Genomic DNA, 16,844 nt, shown 5'->3' with positions numbered 1-16,844 from the left:
TTAAATAGCCTAAGCATTAATGCCATTATAAATTCATAAGAAACACTCAATCACTAGATTTGAGTTAATTTTTACACCTAAATTTTAAATAAGTATTCAAGGGTAGACTTTATGCAACCATTAAAATTTCGGAAAGCAGAATTAACCGATTTAGACCGTCTATTACATTTAATTAATTTGGCTTATCGCGAAAATCCTATCCAGAGCTGGACCAATGAAGCAGATTATGTGTCGGGGCAAAGAATTAATAAGCAGCAATTACAACAGGCTTTAGTAGATCAGAATTTCTATTTATATGTTGCCGAAATCGACAATGATCTATCTAGCTTATCAATAGTTGCTTGTATTGGTTTGACTTTTAATCATAATGAAGTCGAAATTGGAACTTTTTGTGTAGATCCGATCTTTCAAAACACAGGAATTGGTAAAACAGTATTATCTTTTGCAGAAGCACAGGCACTGTTGATTCAACCTAATCTCACTTTGTATATGATGGATGTGTTAGATATTCGTTCTGAGCTTATTGCTTATTATCAGCGTCGGGGCTACAGTTTAACTCAACTGCGGAAGCCATATCCTATTGATGCTAATGTTGGAAAACCATTATTGAGTATTGAATTACAACAATTAATTAAGTGTGTAAGTTAAAGCTTTCGTTCATAAAAAAGCCCTCATGATGATGAGGGCTTTTTTATTAGGCGAAAAACCAAGTGTAATATCCCCATAACATGAGGGGCCAAGCAATAAGAGGGCTAAATAGCCACTTCCAGAGCCAAAAGCGAGGAATAAAGCCTACGCCGTAAATGAAACCGCCTGAAATGCCAATCATGATAAACATCATGGCGCGATGGCTATATTCACCATTGGCATCCAACATTGCACTTGGATGAACTAACAGGACTGCTGCGAGAGGCAATGCCAACAAAAAGGACACTGCCATTACAAACTTATTGGTTTTTTTTGGCTGTTCTGTTGTCATTGCTACTTCTTCAGTCATGTTTTATTCCTCATCTAAATCTTGATGATGTTCGATATATAGGGCACTGAGTACACCAGCAAAGCATGCCATCAAAATACCGAGAATCCATGCAAAATACCACATAATTTATTCTCCTAAGCATTGCCTTAGTAAAGGCTATGTGAATTTTCTTGAATATGTTTCTTGGTAATAACGCCCCACATTTTGTAGTAGCACCAAGTGGTGTAGCACAAAATAAGTGGTACAAAAATACATGCAGCAATCGTCATCACAGTAAGCGTAGTTTGACTTGAAACAGCGTCCCACATAGTCAAGCTTGCAACTGGTTGAATACTTGATGGCATTAAGAATGGAAACAAAGCGAAACCTGCAGTTAAAATTGCCCCCACGACCGCTAAACTTGAACCTAAGAAGCTAAAGCCCGCTTTGTTTTTGCCTGCTGCAAGTACCACAATCAAACCACCTAAGATCCCCGCGATAGGCGCAAGCATGGTGATTGGATAAGTCGAGTAGTTGTTCATCCAGCCATGATTGGCATTGGTTAAGACTTCTTTCGCCAATGGATTAGCAGCACCATTGGTGTCAAATGGGGTCACTAAGGTATAACCTTCGATTCCACCAAAGTACAACCAAGCACCAGCGCCCAAGAAACAGATGAGGTAAACAATGCCCATAAGTTTTGTTGCTTGTGCTGAACGTTTACGTAGGTCTCCATCGGTACGGAGCATAAGCCACGCACCACCATGTGCACACAGCATAGACAAGCTGACTAGACCACAGACTAAAGCAAATGGGTTGAGTAGGGCAAAAAAGCTACCTGTATAGGTTGAGCGGACTGTGTCGTCTAAGCTAAATGGTACACCCAAGAACATATTACCAAAGGCTACACCGAAGACTAGAGCAGGTACTGCACCACCGATACATAATCCCCAATCCCATGACGTACGCCATTTCGTGTTTTGCAGTTTAGAGCGGTAGTCAAAGCCTACAGGTCGCAAGAATAGGGCAAATAGTACCAATAGCAGCGCCCAATACATGCCTGAAAAGGCTGTTGCATAAACCATTGGCCATGCTGCGAATAAAGCCCCACCTGCGGTAATAAACCAAACCTGATTGCCATCCCAGTGCGGAGCAATCGTGTTGATGGCTGCACGGCGTTCTTCATCTGTCTTACCTACAAATGGCATGATCGCCATAGAGCCCATGTCGAAGCCATCGGTGAGGGCAAAGCCTATAAGAAGGACACCGACCAGAACCCACCAGATAATTTTGAGTAATTCATATTCGATCATGCTTGAGTCTCCTCATTGCGAGCTGCTTCAAGTTTTTCAAAATGGTATTTACCAGTATGAAGCGAACTTGGACCAAGGCGTGAGAATTTGATCATTAAATACATTTCAATAATCAAAAGTACAGTATAGAACGCAGCTAAAGCAGCGATAGAACCCCATACATCACCAGTGCTTAAGCTAGATGCTGACAAGTGTGTAGGTAGCACTTCACCAATTGTCCATGGTTGACGACCCACTTCGGCAACATACCAACCTGTTTGAGCAGCAACCCACGGAAGAGGTAGAGCGAAAAGCGCGAATTTGAGTAACCATGGTTTGTTTTCAGCATTACGTTTAGCTACTGCAAAAGTTGCTAAAATAAACAGTAATAGCATTAAGAAACCAGATGCCACCATTGCACGGAATGCCCAGAACAAACTTGGTACGTGTGGAATCGTGTCTAATGCAGCAGATTTAATTTGAGCTTCAGAAGCATCGACAACATTCGGTGTATATTTTTTCAAAAGTAGACCGTAGCCTAAATCTTTTTGAGAATGTTCGAAGGCAGCTTTAAGTTCAGGAGATGTGTCACCTGCACGAAGCTTTTCTAGTTGAGAATATGCAACCATACCATTACGAATACGATCTTCATGTTGAACTAATAAGTCTTTAATGCCTGTGACTTCTTTAGTTGTCGAGCGTGTTGCAATGAGGCCCATAAGATATGGAACTTTAATTGCATAGTCCGTGGTCATGGTTTCTTTATTTGGAATACCAAACAGTGTAAATGGTGCAGGTGCAGGGTGTGTATCCCATTCCGCTTCAATAGCAGCGAGTTTGGTTTTTTGAACATCACCTAACTCATAACCAGATTCATCTCCAAGTAGAATTACTGAGAGTGTTGATGCCAAGCCGAAGATTGCTGCGATTGCAAAAGAACGACGAGCAAATGGAACATCGCGTTTTTTAAGCAGGTAATAACTTGAAATTGCCAATACAAAAATTGAGCCAGTCACATAACCTGCTGAAACAGTATGTACAAACTTAACCTGTGCGACTGGGTTGAAAATTAATGCCCCAAAATCGACCAACTCCATACGCATGGTTTCGTAGTTAAACTTAGAACCAACAGGGTTTTGCATCCAGCCGTTGGCAACAAGAATCCAAAGGGCTGACATATTAGAACCTAGAGCAACCAACCACGTCACACCTAAATGCTGGACTTTGGAAAGCCGATCCCAACCAAAGAAGAACAAGCCAATAAAGGTAGATTCTAAGAAGAAAGCCATTAGGCCTTCAATTGCCAATGGTGCGCCAAAAATGTCGCCTACGTAGTGTGAGTAGTACGCCCAGTTTGTACCAAACTGGAATTCCATTGTTAAACCTGTTGTTACCCCGAGTGCAAAGTTAATACCGAAGAGTTTTCCCCAGAATTTGGTCATGTCTTTATAAATTTCTTTACCAGAAATGACATAAGTCGTTTCCATAATGGCAAGAATAAAAGCCATACCAATTGTAAGTGGAACAAAAATAAAGTGATACATCGCGGTCATTGCAAATTGGAACCGCGAAAGATCGACCACGCTTTCAGAAATCATCAACGTGTCTCCTTGATTTGGGATGGACTGCCAGCAATACGCTCAGCAACTTGATTGTCAAAGTTTTTGGGAATAGTCGGTGCATCAAACCAGATGTGTTTAATCGTGAGTAAGATAACAACCTTAATTATTAATATGATTGTTATTTCACGGACTAAGCGTCGATTAAAATCTTTTGGAACTAAGCTCATAGGAATAAGCCTGTTTTGAAACATACTTAGTATTATTAAACAATTTCATACAAAAAATAAATAGGAAATACACTTAAAATAAAAATATATTATTATTCTAATATAAATCAGTAGCTTGTAAATTTAAATGTGTTATTTTTATTCTGGTAATCAATGTTATTTTTCTGACTAAAACAGTTGTGATTTAATGTGTTTAAATCCGACTAAAATGCTTATATTTAAAAAAATAAAACAAACTATTTTAGTCTATTTAAAAATAGATTGATTATTAAACTATACTAAAAGAGTTGGTTTGAAATTTAGTTTTCTGAATTAATGCTCATGTTATTTATTATTGATTAATAAATATACACATAATTGAAAGGAGTAAGGAAGGCTTATTTGTAATTTTTTTTATCCTACAGACCCAAGAAGCTCTTGAGCTGTTGTGATTCATTCGCTGAATTAAACTTAGTAAAGTATTAAGGGGGAATAGAAGCGCAAGGATTAAAGCTTGAAGAGCGCTAAGAATTCGACAGCTTACTTATTTGTGTAAGTCGTTAGAGAAAAGTTCATTTGATTTTGAGATTTTTTTGGCGATGTAATGTGCATGTTTAATGCGAATTAAAATAATTTGAGATTGAAATTCTAATTCGCCAAATTCTGGTTCGACTTGTACATAGTGCAGTTGACCATATTCATCTCTAACTCGAGCTTGGGCGGAAAAACCTGGTCGAGCATTACCACTTGAAATGGTTGCGAGTCTACCCAACAAATTAGACTGGAGCTGCATTTGCGTAGGTCTAATCACCTGATCTAGGCAATGAATCATAAATACAGTAAAGAAAATTGCGATAATTAATGCGGGAAGAATGACGTAATATGCTGGTAAAAAACTTTCTTGTTGTGCGAAATAACTAAATTGAAGAAAATAGCCAGAAAAACTGAAATTCATCAACAGGAAGACTAAAATTAAGATTTTGGAAAATTTTACGTTGAGTAAGGGAGCTTCTGCGAGTTTTTGAGGAATAACACGCTTCAAAAATTGGCTTGGTTGAATGTGTAAAAAGTAACCAATGGTTTCTACCAAGCTGAGTAATACAAGTGCTAATAAACTTAAATGAAACGGCATTAAATTTATATCGTGTATTAACTCAAGCATGGCAAATTCCATATATTATTCAGGTAGGTAGATTCCACCATCAGAATGCACAGTTATCTCGACCTTTTCAAGTGACTGACCTAGGCAAGGACCAGATATGCATTCGCCCGTTTCTACGGTAAAGAGTGCACCGTGTGTAGAGCACTCTATATATTCTTGATCACGGTCTAGAAATTGATTTTCAAGAAATTCAAGTTCAACTTGTAGATGTGGGCAAACATTCTGATAGGCAAAAAAAGCACCATCGCGCTGTGTAATAAAAATCGTATCACCATTCGGCGTTTCAAAAGCACGTGCTTCACGCTCTGGAATGTCTTCGGTCATACAAAGTTTATGCATTAGGCACATTCCTTCTTTTGAAAGTTTGTTAGCAATTGTGCATAGTCTTGATTGGCAAGACGTGGACCAAACTGTGAAACCACTTCACTTGAAATTAAAATGGCGAGTTCAGCAGCAGTCTGTAAATTTTCGCCTGTGTTCAATGCATATAGGAATGAACCAGCAAATGCATCGCCAGCACCATTGGCATCAACCGCAGTCACTGCACGACCAGGCACACGAATGGTTTCTTGTTCAGATGAAATAATCGCACCTTCTGCACTTAATGTAATTACAACGTATTTACTATGTAGCTTCAATTTAGCCAATGCATCTTCAACTGTCGTAGTCTCTGTATACATCATGGCTTCTTGTTGGTTACAGAAGAGTAAATCTACGCCATCATCTAACAATTCATTTAGGCCTTCACGCGCATATTGCACCATGGCTGGATCAGATAATGTCAGGGCAATTTTAACTTGATTCGCACGCGCAATTTCACGGGCTTGTTTGACTGCAACACGTGCAGTAGTGCTTGTAGATAGATAACCTTCAATATAAAGCCATTGCGCATTTTTTAAAGGTTCGAAGTCAATTTGTTCTGCAGAAAGTTCCGCGGTAATACCTAAGTAGGTTTGCATAGTACGTTCTGAGTCAGGGCTGACCAGAACCATACACGTGCCCGTTACACCATCACTGACTGATTTAGCGGTGGTTTGAATGCCTGCTTCGTTTAGGCCGTCTAAATAAATTTTACCTAATTCATCATTACCTACGCGGCAGCCATAAAATGCTGTACCACCAAGTGCGCTAAATGCCACGGTTGTATTGGCAGCAGAACCGCCAGAAGCCTGACCTTTATAAACTTCAGACTGTTGCAGTTGAGTATATAAATTTGCTTGTTGATCGCCATCAGTGAGTTGCATGGTTCCTTTTTGCAGATTGTGTTGCGTAAGAAATTCATCAGAAACTTTAAATTCTTGGTCAATCAGCGCATTACCAATTGCAAAAAGATCAACAGAGGTCATGTCGTTCAATCACATCTAAAATAAAACGCTAAGTTTACACCAATGCTCAGGATTGCAGAAGTTTTGTGAATAAAATTCAAGATTATGCGTAATTGATTGTGTTTTATTGTTTAATAGGCAAAAACCAGTGTTAGGTAATAGATAAAACATGGACCTCATCATTAAAGAAGCGACACAATTACCCACTCAGATTGATAGTTTACTCAAACTTGCAAATAAAGAAGGATTCAATATTGTTCAGCGTTTAATTGAAGAATTTGCCAATGGCAAAAATAGATTTCAGGATGAAGGTGAATTTTTTTTAGTTGCTTATGATGGTGAAAAGCTGATTGGGTGTGGTGGATTAAATCAACAACGTGAAGAAGATGGGCAAAAAAGCCGAATTGGTCGAGTAAGACGTTTTTATGTACACCCCAAATATAGACGACATGGCGTTGGAAAAGACCTGTTGGCATACTTGGAAAATAAAGCTAAACCTAACTTTTCAGCGCTCTGTTTACATACGGATACACGATTAGCCGCAGATTTTTATCAAAAACAGAACTATGTTTGGGTCGAAAATAATCCAAGCTATAACTACTTTAAATATTTAATCTAGTTTTTCAGTAATTTACTGCATTTAACACAATGCACAGTGTGTTACTGTGTATTGTTCCAGACCTGAATAAAATACTCGGGTTTATACGTGAATTATGGCTCAAACTAAAGCTATAATCATTTCAGTTTTATTTAAAAGATTATTAGGAGCGCACATGACTGTAGATGTGACTGAAACCCTTTCCCAAACTGTACATCCCGCGTTTCAGTTGATTCGTCAACACCATGTTGAAGCCTTAGATATTTTAGTGACCGAGTATCAGCATAAAGTGACTGGCGCTGTACATTATCATCTTGCGACTAACCACGATGAAAATGTGTTCTTGGTGGCTTTTCGTACCCAACCCATGGATTCAAAAGGTGAAGCGCATATTTTAGAACATACAGCATTGTGTGGTTCTGAAAAATTCCCAGTGCGTGATCCGTTCTTCTTAATGATTCGACGTTCATTAAATACTTTTATGAATGCGTTTACCGCTGCGGATTGGACGGCGTATCCATTTGCAACCCAGAATAAAAAAGATTTCCAGAATTTACTTGAAGTGTATTTGGATGCAGCATTTGCAGCCAATTTAAATCCATTAGATTTTGCTCAAGAAGGGATTCGCATTGAGCTTGAAAATGGTGAGCCTGTATATAAAGGTGTGGTTTTCAATGAAATGAAAGGGGCGATGAGTTCGCCTTCAGATCAGTTATATCACCAACTTGCGCATCACTTATTCCCTGAAACAACTTACCATTACAACTCAGGTGGTGACCCTAAAGACATTCCTGATTTAACTTACCCTGAGTTAGTTAATTTCTATAAGTCACATTATCACCCAAGTAATGCAGTTTTCATGACCTTTGGTAATGAGCCTGCTTACAACTTACAAGAACAATTTGAAACTTTGGCATTGGCGAAGTTTTCAAAAGGTGAAACCCTGTTTTCTAAAGAAGAACGACGTCTGACTGCGCCACTTGAAGTGACTGAAACCTATGCGGTGGATGCAGAAGATTTAAAAGACAAAACTTATCACATCATTTCATGGTTATTGCCTAAAGCCAGTGAGATCAAACTACGTTTAGGTATGCGCCTTGTAGAAGGTGTATTGTTGGAAGATTCGGCTTCTCCGCTACGCCATTATTTAGAGACTTGCGGTTATGCGCAGTCTACAGGCCCAATTATGGGTGTAGATGACTCTAACTATGAAATGACTTTCTACTGTGGCGTACAAGGTTCAAACCCTGAGCATGCGGCAGAGTTTAAAGCAGGTGTGTTTAAAGTTTTAGAAGAAGTGGCTTCGAAACCTGTCGATCAAAACATGGTCGATGCGATTTTACATCAAATTGAATTACACCAACGTGAAATCAATGGTGATGGCATGCCGTATGGTCTAAGCCTCATCTTAAATGGTTTGGGCAGCGCCATTCACCATAGCGATCCAATCACGGTTTGGGATGTCGATTCAGCCATTGCTGCAGTGAAAGAAGAACTCAAGGATCCGATGTGGCTATCAAATCTTATCAAAACACATTTGCTTGATAACCCGCATCGCGTGCAAATGACCTTGGTGCCTGATGCCAACAAGTCAGCGGTGGAAGCGGTGGCAGAAAAAGCTCGTTTAGCCGAAATTGGTGCACAACTGACCGAAGCGGAAAAAGCAGAAATTCAAGCACAAACTGAAGCGCTGAAAGTTCGTCAAGATACACCTGATGACTTAAATTTGTTGCCTAAAGTAGGCTTGGAAGATGTACCTGCGGAACTACAAATTGTACAAGGGCAGTTACGCGAGATTATCTCAAATCGTATTGACTACCCGTTAAACCTTTATCATGCAGGTACCAATGGTATTTACTATAATCAGGTGCTGATTGAAATTCCGCAAGATGTAGTGCAATCGCCATACTTTAACTTGTTATCTATTTTGATGGGTGAAGTTGGTGCGGGTCAGTATAATTATCTTGAGCTACAACAACTGCAAACCGCAGTGAGTGGTGGTTTGGGTATGGGTGCCTCTTTACGTTCTAAAGTGGATGATAAACAGAAGATTAGTGCATGGTTAACTTTGACCACTAAATCGTTGGTGAGTAATTTTGACAGTATTGCTTTGTTAAAATTGGCTTTTGAACAGCTACGTTTTGACGAAAAAGATCGAATTGTCGAGTTATTACAGCAACGTAAAACGCGTTGGGCATCGCGTCTTTCGGGTTCAGGGCATAGTTACGCCATGCAAATTGCGGGACGTAACCACAGTGCTTTAGCACAACGTGATTATCATAATACAGGTTTAGGTGCATTAAACTGGCTGGGTGATTTGGTTAGTCGTATTGAAAAAGATGTAGCGGCTTATGATGATTTGATTAATGAATTAAAAGCGATTCATTTAAAACTTTTACAAGCACCGAAACAGTTCTTGTTGGTCTGCGAAGAACATCAATCAGACCGCTTGGTGGAAGAGGTTCAAAATGTGTGGGACAAGTTAGAAGTTCCTAAACACACTGTAACTTTAAAAACTGCTGAGCAGGTCGATACCGATGCAGATGAAGCATGGCTGATTCAAGCCAATGTACAATTTTGTGCATCAGCCTATCCTGCTGTAGATGTCGCACACGCTGATGCAGCACCACTCATGGTATTGGCAGCATATTTGCGTAATGGTTTCTTACATAGTGCAATCCGTGAAAAAGGCGGAGCTTATGGTGGTGGCGCAAGTTATGATGGCAATGCTTGTTCTTTCCGCTTCTATAGCTACCGTGACCCACGCTTAGCAGAAACATTTAATGATTTTGAAGCCAGTGTGGCTTGGTTGTTGAATACTGAACAACAAGCACATCAGTTGGAAGAAGCCATTTTAGGTCTCATTGCTTCTATGGATAAACCCGGCTCACCAGCGGGCGAAGCGATTACTGCTTGCTATGCGTTGTTGCATGCACGGACACCTGCATTCCGCAAGCAATTACGTGAACGCTTGTTGGCAGTGACATTAGATGATTTGAAGCGTGTAGCGGAACAATATTTACTTAATCAAGAAGCCAATAAGGCTGTTGTGGCGCCAATGGCGAAAAAAGATGAATTGTTAGCGCTTGGTTTCAAGATCTATCAGGTTAACTAATACAATAAAAAATAAGAGGTGTGTTTATGGCGTTCAAATTATTTGAACGCACTACTTTGCAACTGAGCATGATCATGCTCAGTTCATTGTATGTGGCGAATGTACATGCTATGAATCAAGATTCTTCGATTGCGCCAGCAAGCCCAGAAGCCTGTGTGGCATTAGAATCGAATGCTGATCGTTTGGTCTGTTACGATACTTTGTTTAAAGTACCTGAGGCAGAAAAACCAGCACTTCTTTCTGAACGTCAGGCTGCAAATGAACTGACACCTGAACCGACCCAACCAGAAACGCTGAAAGAAAAAATTAGTCATGGTGTAAGTAATATCTTCGCTGCTGAAGGCCCAGCAATTAACCCGAATACCTCTTTGCTAGATAAGCGTTGGGAATTGTCGACGGCCAGTAAACTTGGAACATGGAATATTCGTGCGCATCAGCCCGTTTATCTGATGCCGGGATTTTGGACTTCTGATAAAAATGAACGACCATCTAGTCCGAACGAAAACAATACTGTGCCAACTGGTGAGGAACTCAACCTCACCTCAATGGAAGCCAAATTTCAATTATCGTTAAAAACCAAAGCGTTGGAAAATTTATTTGGTGATAATGGTGATGTTTGGTTGGGCTATACACAATCATCACGTTGGCAAGTTTATAATGGTGATGAATCACGTCCTTTTCGTGAAACCAACTATGAACCTGAAGCAAGTTTGGTGTTTCGGACCAATTACGAAATATTGGGTTTAAATGCGCGCTTATTGGGTGTAACCCTAAATCATCAATCGAATGGTCGAGCAGATCCACTATCACGTAGTTGGAACCGCATTATGTTTAATGTAGGTTTTGAACGTGATAACTTTGCCTTGATGTTACGTCCTTGGTATCGCATTGAAGAAGATGCGAAAGATGATAATAATCCAGATATTAAAAACTATATTGGTCGTGGTGATTTAACCGCATTCTATCGTTGGAATGACCATGATTTTTCATTGATGCTACGTCACTCATTAAAAGGTGGTGATGATGCACACGGAGCAGTTCAATTTGATTGGGCATTTCCAATTAGTGGTAAATTGCGTGGCTATGTTCAATTGTTTGATGGTTATGGGGAAAGTTTGATTGATTATAATCATCGTGCAACCTATGTCGGGTTGGGGGTTTCGTTACTCAATTGGTACTGATCATTTCCAATCTGAATTTTAAAAAGCCTGAAATATTAATTTCAGGCTTTTTCTTTAATATGGGATTATTTTGTAGTTTATTTTCACTTTGTTTTGCAGTCTTTTATTCGTCGGTATTCTGTATTGTAAATTGCGCTGTATTCACTTTAAACTTGATTATTTGCGCTTAGTTCATGGTTTGTCTGTAGGGAATAAAATTGGATGCTGCTTAAATTCTCAAACATCTTGTCTTTTGAGTAGAGATGCATCTTGAATTCTTCAACCGATCTGAATATCCGTAGGTGGATGTTTTAAGCGTGTTTTTTTGGGCGTGGCAATCATATAGGCTAAAGTAAGTGGACCCAGTCGACCTGCAAACATGAGCAGCATTAAGGTAATTTGACTGGCAGGTTGTAAGTCGGAAGTAATACCGCGTGATAGGCCCACAGTGCAGGCTGCCGATACGGCTTCAAAGAGTAAATCGAGGAAATGGTGCTTAGGTTCTAACAGCAATAAGGATAAAAATCCAATAAACACCAACATGGCGGTAATAGAAACTACAGCCATAGCTTTGAATGACGTATTTTGTGGGATAGAAAAATTAAAAATACGTATTTCATCAGCACGGCGTAAAAAGCTGATCACGCTTAAGGTGACAACAATAAAAGTACCGACTTTGATACCGCCTGCCGTACTTAAAGAGCCACCGCCAATAAACATGAGCACCATGGTCACCAGTGCAGATGCATCGGTCATGTCACCTACATTTAAACTGTTAAATCCAGAGGAGCGCGGAACTGTCGCATGGAACCATGCATTAACGGCTTGTTCCATCGTGCTCATTGGGGCTAGTGTAAGAGGATTATTGACCTCTAATAGCCAAAATGCCACAAAGGCACATAGATTAAGACCTGTGATCGTTAATAAAATTAGCTTGCTATTTGGGCTGAGTTTTTTCCAACTTCTTTGGTGTTTAATGTCCATTAAGACCAAGAAACCAATCCCACCAATGATATACAGCATGCTAATGGTAAAAGTAATGAAGTAGTGACTGGAAAAGTCCATTAAGCTATTCGGAAATAAAGAAAATCCACCATTATTAAAGGCAGAAACACTATAAAAGGCTGCGTAAAAGAAAGCCTTTAAAAAGTCATATTCTTGCATCCATGCAATTGTGAGAATACATGTGCCGATGGCTTCGAAAAATAACGAATACAGCAAAACCGCTTTAATCGTATGAGAGACCTTGGATAAACTGGTGTGTCCAATTGTTTCCTGCGCCATAATTTGCTGTTTTAGCCCAATTTTATTTGAAAGGCTCATCACGGCTAAAATGGCGAAAGTCATAAAACCTAAACCACCACATTGCAGTAATAGCATAATGACGACTTTGCCAAATACAGTATAAGCTTCACCAACATTGACAGCAGACAGGCCTGTAATGGTTACTGCCGATGTTGCGGTGAATAGCGCATGTATCCAAGACAAGTCGCCATGATGGGCAATGGGTAATTTGAGCAGCAAGGTCCCAATGAGGATAAAACTTAAAAAGCCGAGTGCTAATAAGCTAGGAGGGCTTAAGTTAACCGTATTTTTGGGCTTTTTTCGTATTATTTTCATATTATTTAAAACGATTCGATAATTTTCGTAGTTGTTCCAAATGACCCTCAACCACAATGATATCACCATGTTGTAATACCAAATTGGGGTCTACCTGATATAAAATATCTTTGCCACGCTTGTGTAATATGACTTTAATTTCTGAGTTGTACTCACAAATGGTTTGAAAGCGAGTGCCATGTAAATTGTCTTTAATCTCAATTTTTACCATATAGCGATCATCTTCCAAAGACATATAACGGCTGACCATTGGATAGCTGAGCGACTGTGCAACACGGACGCCCATATCTTCTTCTGGGTGAATAATCTTATTGATTCCCAAATGACTCAGGATCATATGGTGGGATTTTGATTTTGCTTTTACCCAAATTTTTTCAATGCCAAGATTCTTGAGATGTAAAACACAGAGAATACTGGCTTCAATATCTTCCCCAATGGCCACTACAACAGCATCACAGTTTTGAATGTTTAATTCATTGAGTACGTGTTCGTCCGTTGCATCCGCAATGACAGCATGGGTTAATACATCAGAAATGTTTTCTACATATTTTTTATTGCTATCGATACCCAGCACGTCATGCTTTAATTCTACCAATTCAGTTGCAACAGTTGCACCAAAACTTCCTAAACCAATCACTGCAAATTGAGCCATGTTAGGTCCTTATTGTGTTAGGTGTATTATTATTTACACATTAAAATTTCATAATGTCTAATCATAGCGTTAATTGATACTTGAAATGAAGTTTTGCTGCATTGACTGTACATTTAGTAGTAAAAGCAAAATGAATAAAATAATTAGGGTTTTCATATGAATGAAAAGAAAATTTATAAACAGTTAAGAAAGTGGTTTCCTGAGCTGAAACAGCATCCATTACCTAAAAAAAAGTATCGTGCAAAAGCAGAACATTTTTTAGCTTGGTTAAATGCTCAGGAAAATGAACAAACTTTTGAATATTTGATTGCATTGAACATTCATCAATATTTGGAAAATGGACTGGCAACACATCCTGTTTTTCAGCACATGATCACTGAAATTGAAATGGTGCAAGCACAAATACAATCACGCGCAGATCCAATCTTAAAACACTATGAACAATTTGAGCATGTGATTGGACGGTTTTATCGAGTACAGGATCAAATTTTAGAAATCATCTTAGATGAAATTTATAAATTCCTGAAATCTCAGAATTTTGCGTTATTGTTGCTTTGGGGAGAGGAGCACTATTGGCTTGCCGTACCGAATCAGTCGAAAAAAATAGAAGCATTCTGTGCGTTATTTAATCAGCAATTTGATGGTGCTGGTTTAACAGTTGAAAAATATCAACCTTCTGAAATGTCTTGGTCTATTTAAATGACAAACAGAGCCATAAAGACTCTGTTTGGGTTGACTCAATTGATTATTTTAAGAAGCGTTGGTAACCAAGATTGTTAGTAATTTCCACGTATGGATAAGTAATACTTTCCAATGTTTCAATTAAGCCATCTGGATTTTGTTTGGCATCACTGGCTTCTAAACCGACCAAAACGCGACCTTCGGCAGCGCCGTGGTTACGATAGTGGAATAGGGTAATGTTATGGGTTGGACCTAAACGCTCAAGGAAAGTGAGCAATGCGCCAGGGCGCTCTGGAAACTCGACACGGAACAAGCGCTCATTTTCTAAATCTGCATGACCACCAACCAAGTAGCGAATGTGTAGTTTTGCAACTTCGTCATCAGAAAGATCATCGACATCATATTGAGTTTTGAGTAACTCATGAATGTCGTGGCGTTCTTTTTCACCACTTTTTAGGCTAATCCCTACAAAAACTTGTGCGGCAGAAGCATTGCTCGCACGATAGTTAAATTCGGTAATGTTGCGACCTTGTAGTGCGCGACAGAAGTTAAGGAAAGAGCCTTTTTCTTCTGGAATAGTTACTGCAAAGATCGCTTCTTTGTGTTCACCCAGTTCTGTACGTTCTGCGATATAGCGTAAACGGTCAAAGTTCATGTTTGCACCGCAAACAATTGACACCATGTTTTTACCGTGAATATTATGTTCTTCAACGTATTTTTTAATACCTGCTAAAGCCATTGCACCAGAAGGTTCGACAATGCTACGACATTCATCATAAGTATCTTTAATGGCTGCACAGATTTCATCAGTATTCACCAGTACAACGTCACGCTCAACGATAGGCCCAGAGTTATCTGATTTTTGCAGTTGTAACACTTCAAATGGTTTTTCACCAATTTGTGCGACTGCTGTACCATCTGCAAATAGACCAACTTGAGGTAGAATCACACGTTCATTGGCTTCAAACGCTGCTTTTAAACAAGCCGATTCGTCATATTCAACAGGAATAATTTTGACATGCGGTGCGACATCGCCTAAATAAGCTGCGATACCTGCGATTAAACCGCCACCACCCACAGCAACGAATACATATTCGACATCACGCCATTGACGTAAAATTTCATTGGCAATGGTGCCTTGACCCGCCATGACCAGTTCATCGTCATAAGGAGGAATAAACGTCATACCTTCATCTTTGGCACGTTGAATGGCATATTTATTGGCAACATCGAATGAGTCACCATGTAGAATAACATCACCACCTAAACGTTTTACGGCTTGTACTTTAATGTCAGGTGTGGTTTTCGGCATAACAATAATGGCGCGAATACCTAACTTTTGACCAGATAAAGCCACGCCTTGAGCATGGTTACCTGCTGAAGCAGTAATAACGCCACGTTCCAACTGAGATTTCGGCAATTGACTAATACGGTTATAAGCGCCGCGTAGTTTGAAAGAAAAGACAGGTTGTAAGTCTTCGCGTTTAAAGCGAATGTTGTTGTTTAGTTTTTCACTAATTCGTGGCGCTGCTTCGAGTGGGGTTTCGATTGCAACGTCGTATACCGTTGCTTGTAAAATTTGTCGAACCAAACGAGACAGCATGTTAATTTTCCATCTAACAGTTTAAAATAGGCGTTTATTGTAACAAACCCCTGCACATTTGCGTTTTAAAATTGCGCAAAACGTGAAAAAAAGTTGAGTGATGTCATGAGTCTATATGCAAGCCAAGATGAGAAAAAACAAGCAGCAGCGAAAGCCGCTTTAAAACACTTACCAAAAGGCGGCATTTTAGGAGTGGGTACAGGCAGTACCGTTAATTTTCTAATTGATTTATTGCCAGAACTTCAACTTGAAGCGGCTGTTGCGAGTTCAGAAGCAACCGCAGAACGTCTAAAGAAACTCGGCATTGAAGTGGTTGATATGAACCATGTGGGTGGTTTAGATGCTTATGTCGATGGTGCAGACGAAATTGACCGTCACATGCATATGATTAAAGGCGGTGGTGCTGCACTCACGCGTGAGAAGATTGTCGCTTCTATTGCGAAGAAATTTGTGTGTATTGTTGATGATTCAAAATGGGTTGAGCAATTGGGTCGTGAGTTTCCATTACCTGTGGAAGTCATTCCAATGGCGCGTTCTGCTGTTGCACGTAAAATCGTAAGCTTAGGCGGTGACCCAGTTTATCGTGAAGGCGTAGTCACTGATAACGGCAATGTGATTTTAGATGTTTATAACTTAAATATTCTAAATGCGCTTGAATTAGAAAAGACCATCAATAACATTCCGGGCGTGGTGTGTAATGGTATTTTTGCATTAAACAAAGCTGATATTGCTGTCGTTGCAACAGACAACGGCATTGAAGAACGTACTGCTGTTTAATTTTAAATCTCCCCATACCCTGAGCAAATTTTAAAGCACTGCTTTAAAATTTGTGCAAGAAAACTCATTTAGTAAAATTATTACTTATTAGTTTTCTCCCTTCTTTCAAAAAGGAGGGCTGGGGAGGATGATT

General features: G+C 39.5%; 17 protein-coding genes. 6 read left to right on the top strand and 11 right to left on the bottom strand.

Translation table 11 applies throughout. The features are described 5' to 3' along the window. The first annotated feature begins 111 nt into the window (after positions 1-111). Positions 112-648, top strand: coding sequence for a GNAT family N-acetyltransferase (locus M5E07_RS08790; protein WP_252218535.1), 537 nt, complete (start codon positions 112-114; stop codon positions 646-648). A 46-nt stretch (positions 649-694) separates the two neighbouring features. Here M5E07_RS08790 and M5E07_RS08785 read toward each other — a convergent pair whose 3' ends face one another. The 8 genes from M5E07_RS08785 to M5E07_RS08750 all read right to left on the bottom strand — a co-directional run bounded on the left by M5E07_RS08785 (position 695) and on the right by M5E07_RS08750 (position 6,526). Continuing rightward, positions 695-979 carry a cyd operon YbgE family protein gene (locus M5E07_RS08785; protein ID WP_434087810.1) on the bottom strand — a complete coding sequence of 95 codons (285 nt, stop codon included), beginning with the start codon at positions 977-979 and terminating at the stop codon, positions 695-697. 21 nt (positions 980-1,000) lie between these two features. Further along, positions 1,001-1,102 (bottom strand): cytochrome bd-I oxidase subunit CydX, encoded by a 102-nt coding sequence (gene cydX / locus M5E07_RS08780; protein ID WP_002120988.1) that lies wholly within the window; start codon positions 1,100-1,102, stop codon positions 1,001-1,003. A 23-nt stretch (positions 1,103-1,125) separates the two neighbouring features. Then, positions 1,126-2,271 (bottom strand): cytochrome d ubiquinol oxidase subunit II, encoded by a 1,146-nt coding sequence (cydB, locus tag M5E07_RS08775; RefSeq protein WP_116760663.1) that lies wholly within the window; start codon positions 2,269-2,271, stop codon positions 1,126-1,128. After that, positions 2,268-3,848 carry a cytochrome ubiquinol oxidase subunit I gene (locus tag M5E07_RS08770; protein WP_116760661.1) on the bottom strand — a complete coding sequence of 527 codons (1,581 nt, stop codon included), beginning with the start codon at positions 3,846-3,848 and terminating at the stop codon, positions 2,268-2,270. The genes cydB and M5E07_RS08770 overlap by 4 nt, the downstream gene beginning before the upstream one ends. Next, positions 3,848-4,039, bottom strand: a complete 192-nt coding sequence (gene cydP / locus M5E07_RS08765; protein WP_116760773.1) for a cytochrome oxidase putative small subunit CydP — start codon at positions 4,037-4,039, stop codon at positions 3,848-3,850. The genes M5E07_RS08770 and cydP overlap by 1 nt, the downstream gene beginning before the upstream one ends. Positions 4,040-4,562: 523 nt before the next feature. Next, positions 4,563-5,180, bottom strand: a complete 618-nt coding sequence (locus M5E07_RS08760) for an OB-fold-containig protein (protein ID WP_116760771.1) — start codon at positions 5,178-5,180, stop codon at positions 4,563-4,565. Between the two features lie 15 nt (positions 5,181-5,195). Further along, entirely contained in the window at positions 5,196-5,504 is a 309-nt protein-coding gene (locus M5E07_RS08755; protein WP_165492958.1) for a Rieske (2Fe-2S) protein, read from the bottom strand. A 14-nt stretch (positions 5,505-5,518) separates the two neighbouring features. Then, the gene (locus tag M5E07_RS08750; protein WP_116760657.1) at positions 5,519-6,526 is read right to left on the bottom strand and encodes an adenosine kinase; all 1,008 of its coding nucleotides are present in this window, start codon (positions 6,524-6,526) and stop codon (positions 5,519-5,521) included. A gap of 148 nt (positions 6,527-6,674) precedes the next feature. Here M5E07_RS08750 and M5E07_RS08745 point away from each other — a divergent pair, with 148 nt between their 5' ends. The 3 genes from M5E07_RS08745 (at position 6,675) to M5E07_RS08735 (ending at position 11,399) form a co-directional block, all read left to right on the top strand. Beyond that, entirely contained in the window at positions 6,675-7,124 is a 450-nt protein-coding gene (locus M5E07_RS08745) for a GNAT family N-acetyltransferase (protein WP_131323527.1), read from the top strand. A 154-nt stretch (positions 7,125-7,278) separates the two neighbouring features. Further along, positions 7,279-10,218, top strand: a complete 2,940-nt coding sequence (locus M5E07_RS08740; protein ID WP_252218532.1) for an insulinase family protein — start codon at positions 7,279-7,281, stop codon at positions 10,216-10,218. A 26-nt stretch (positions 10,219-10,244) separates the two neighbouring features. After that, positions 10,245-11,399 carry a phospholipase A gene (locus M5E07_RS08735; RefSeq protein WP_252218530.1) on the top strand — a complete coding sequence of 385 codons (1,155 nt, stop codon included), beginning with the start codon at positions 10,245-10,247 and terminating at the stop codon, positions 11,397-11,399. 258 nt (positions 11,400-11,657) lie between these two features. Here M5E07_RS08735 and M5E07_RS08730 read toward each other — a convergent pair whose 3' ends face one another. Together M5E07_RS08730 and M5E07_RS08725 are read right to left on the bottom strand one after the other, a co-directional pair. Next, positions 11,658-12,998, bottom strand: coding sequence for a TrkH family potassium uptake protein (locus tag M5E07_RS08730; RefSeq protein WP_116760648.1), 1,341 nt, complete (start codon positions 12,996-12,998; stop codon positions 11,658-11,660). A 1-nt stretch (position 12,999) separates the two neighbouring features. Further along, positions 13,000-13,650, bottom strand: coding sequence for a potassium channel family protein (locus tag M5E07_RS08725; protein ID WP_116760646.1), 651 nt, complete (start codon positions 13,648-13,650; stop codon positions 13,000-13,002). A gap of 156 nt (positions 13,651-13,806) precedes the next feature. On the opposite strand from M5E07_RS08725, the gene M5E07_RS08720 reads away from it, so the two are divergent. After that, complete coding sequence (locus M5E07_RS08720; RefSeq protein ID WP_252218529.1) at positions 13,807-14,349, top strand: hypothetical protein; 543 nt, start codon at positions 13,807-13,809, stop codon at positions 14,347-14,349. Between the two features lie 46 nt (positions 14,350-14,395). Here M5E07_RS08720 and ilvA read toward each other — a convergent pair whose 3' ends face one another. Continuing rightward, entirely contained in the window at positions 14,396-15,934 is a 1,539-nt protein-coding gene (gene ilvA / locus M5E07_RS08715; protein WP_116760642.1) for a threonine ammonia-lyase, biosynthetic, read from the bottom strand. Between the two features lie 105 nt (positions 15,935-16,039). Between ilvA and rpiA the strand changes: the two genes are divergently transcribed. Then, positions 16,040-16,711, top strand: a complete 672-nt coding sequence (gene rpiA, locus M5E07_RS08710) for a ribose-5-phosphate isomerase RpiA (RefSeq protein WP_116760640.1) — start codon at positions 16,040-16,042, stop codon at positions 16,709-16,711. Positions 16,712-16,844: the final 133 nt, after the last annotated feature.

The organism is Acinetobacter tibetensis (genome assembly GCF_023824315.1).
GTDB classification, from domain to species: Bacteria; Pseudomonadota; Gammaproteobacteria; order Pseudomonadales; family Moraxellaceae; genus Acinetobacter; species Acinetobacter tibetensis.
Note: the sequence above shows the minus strand (reverse complement) of the source record. Positions and strands in the feature narration are given on the sequence as shown.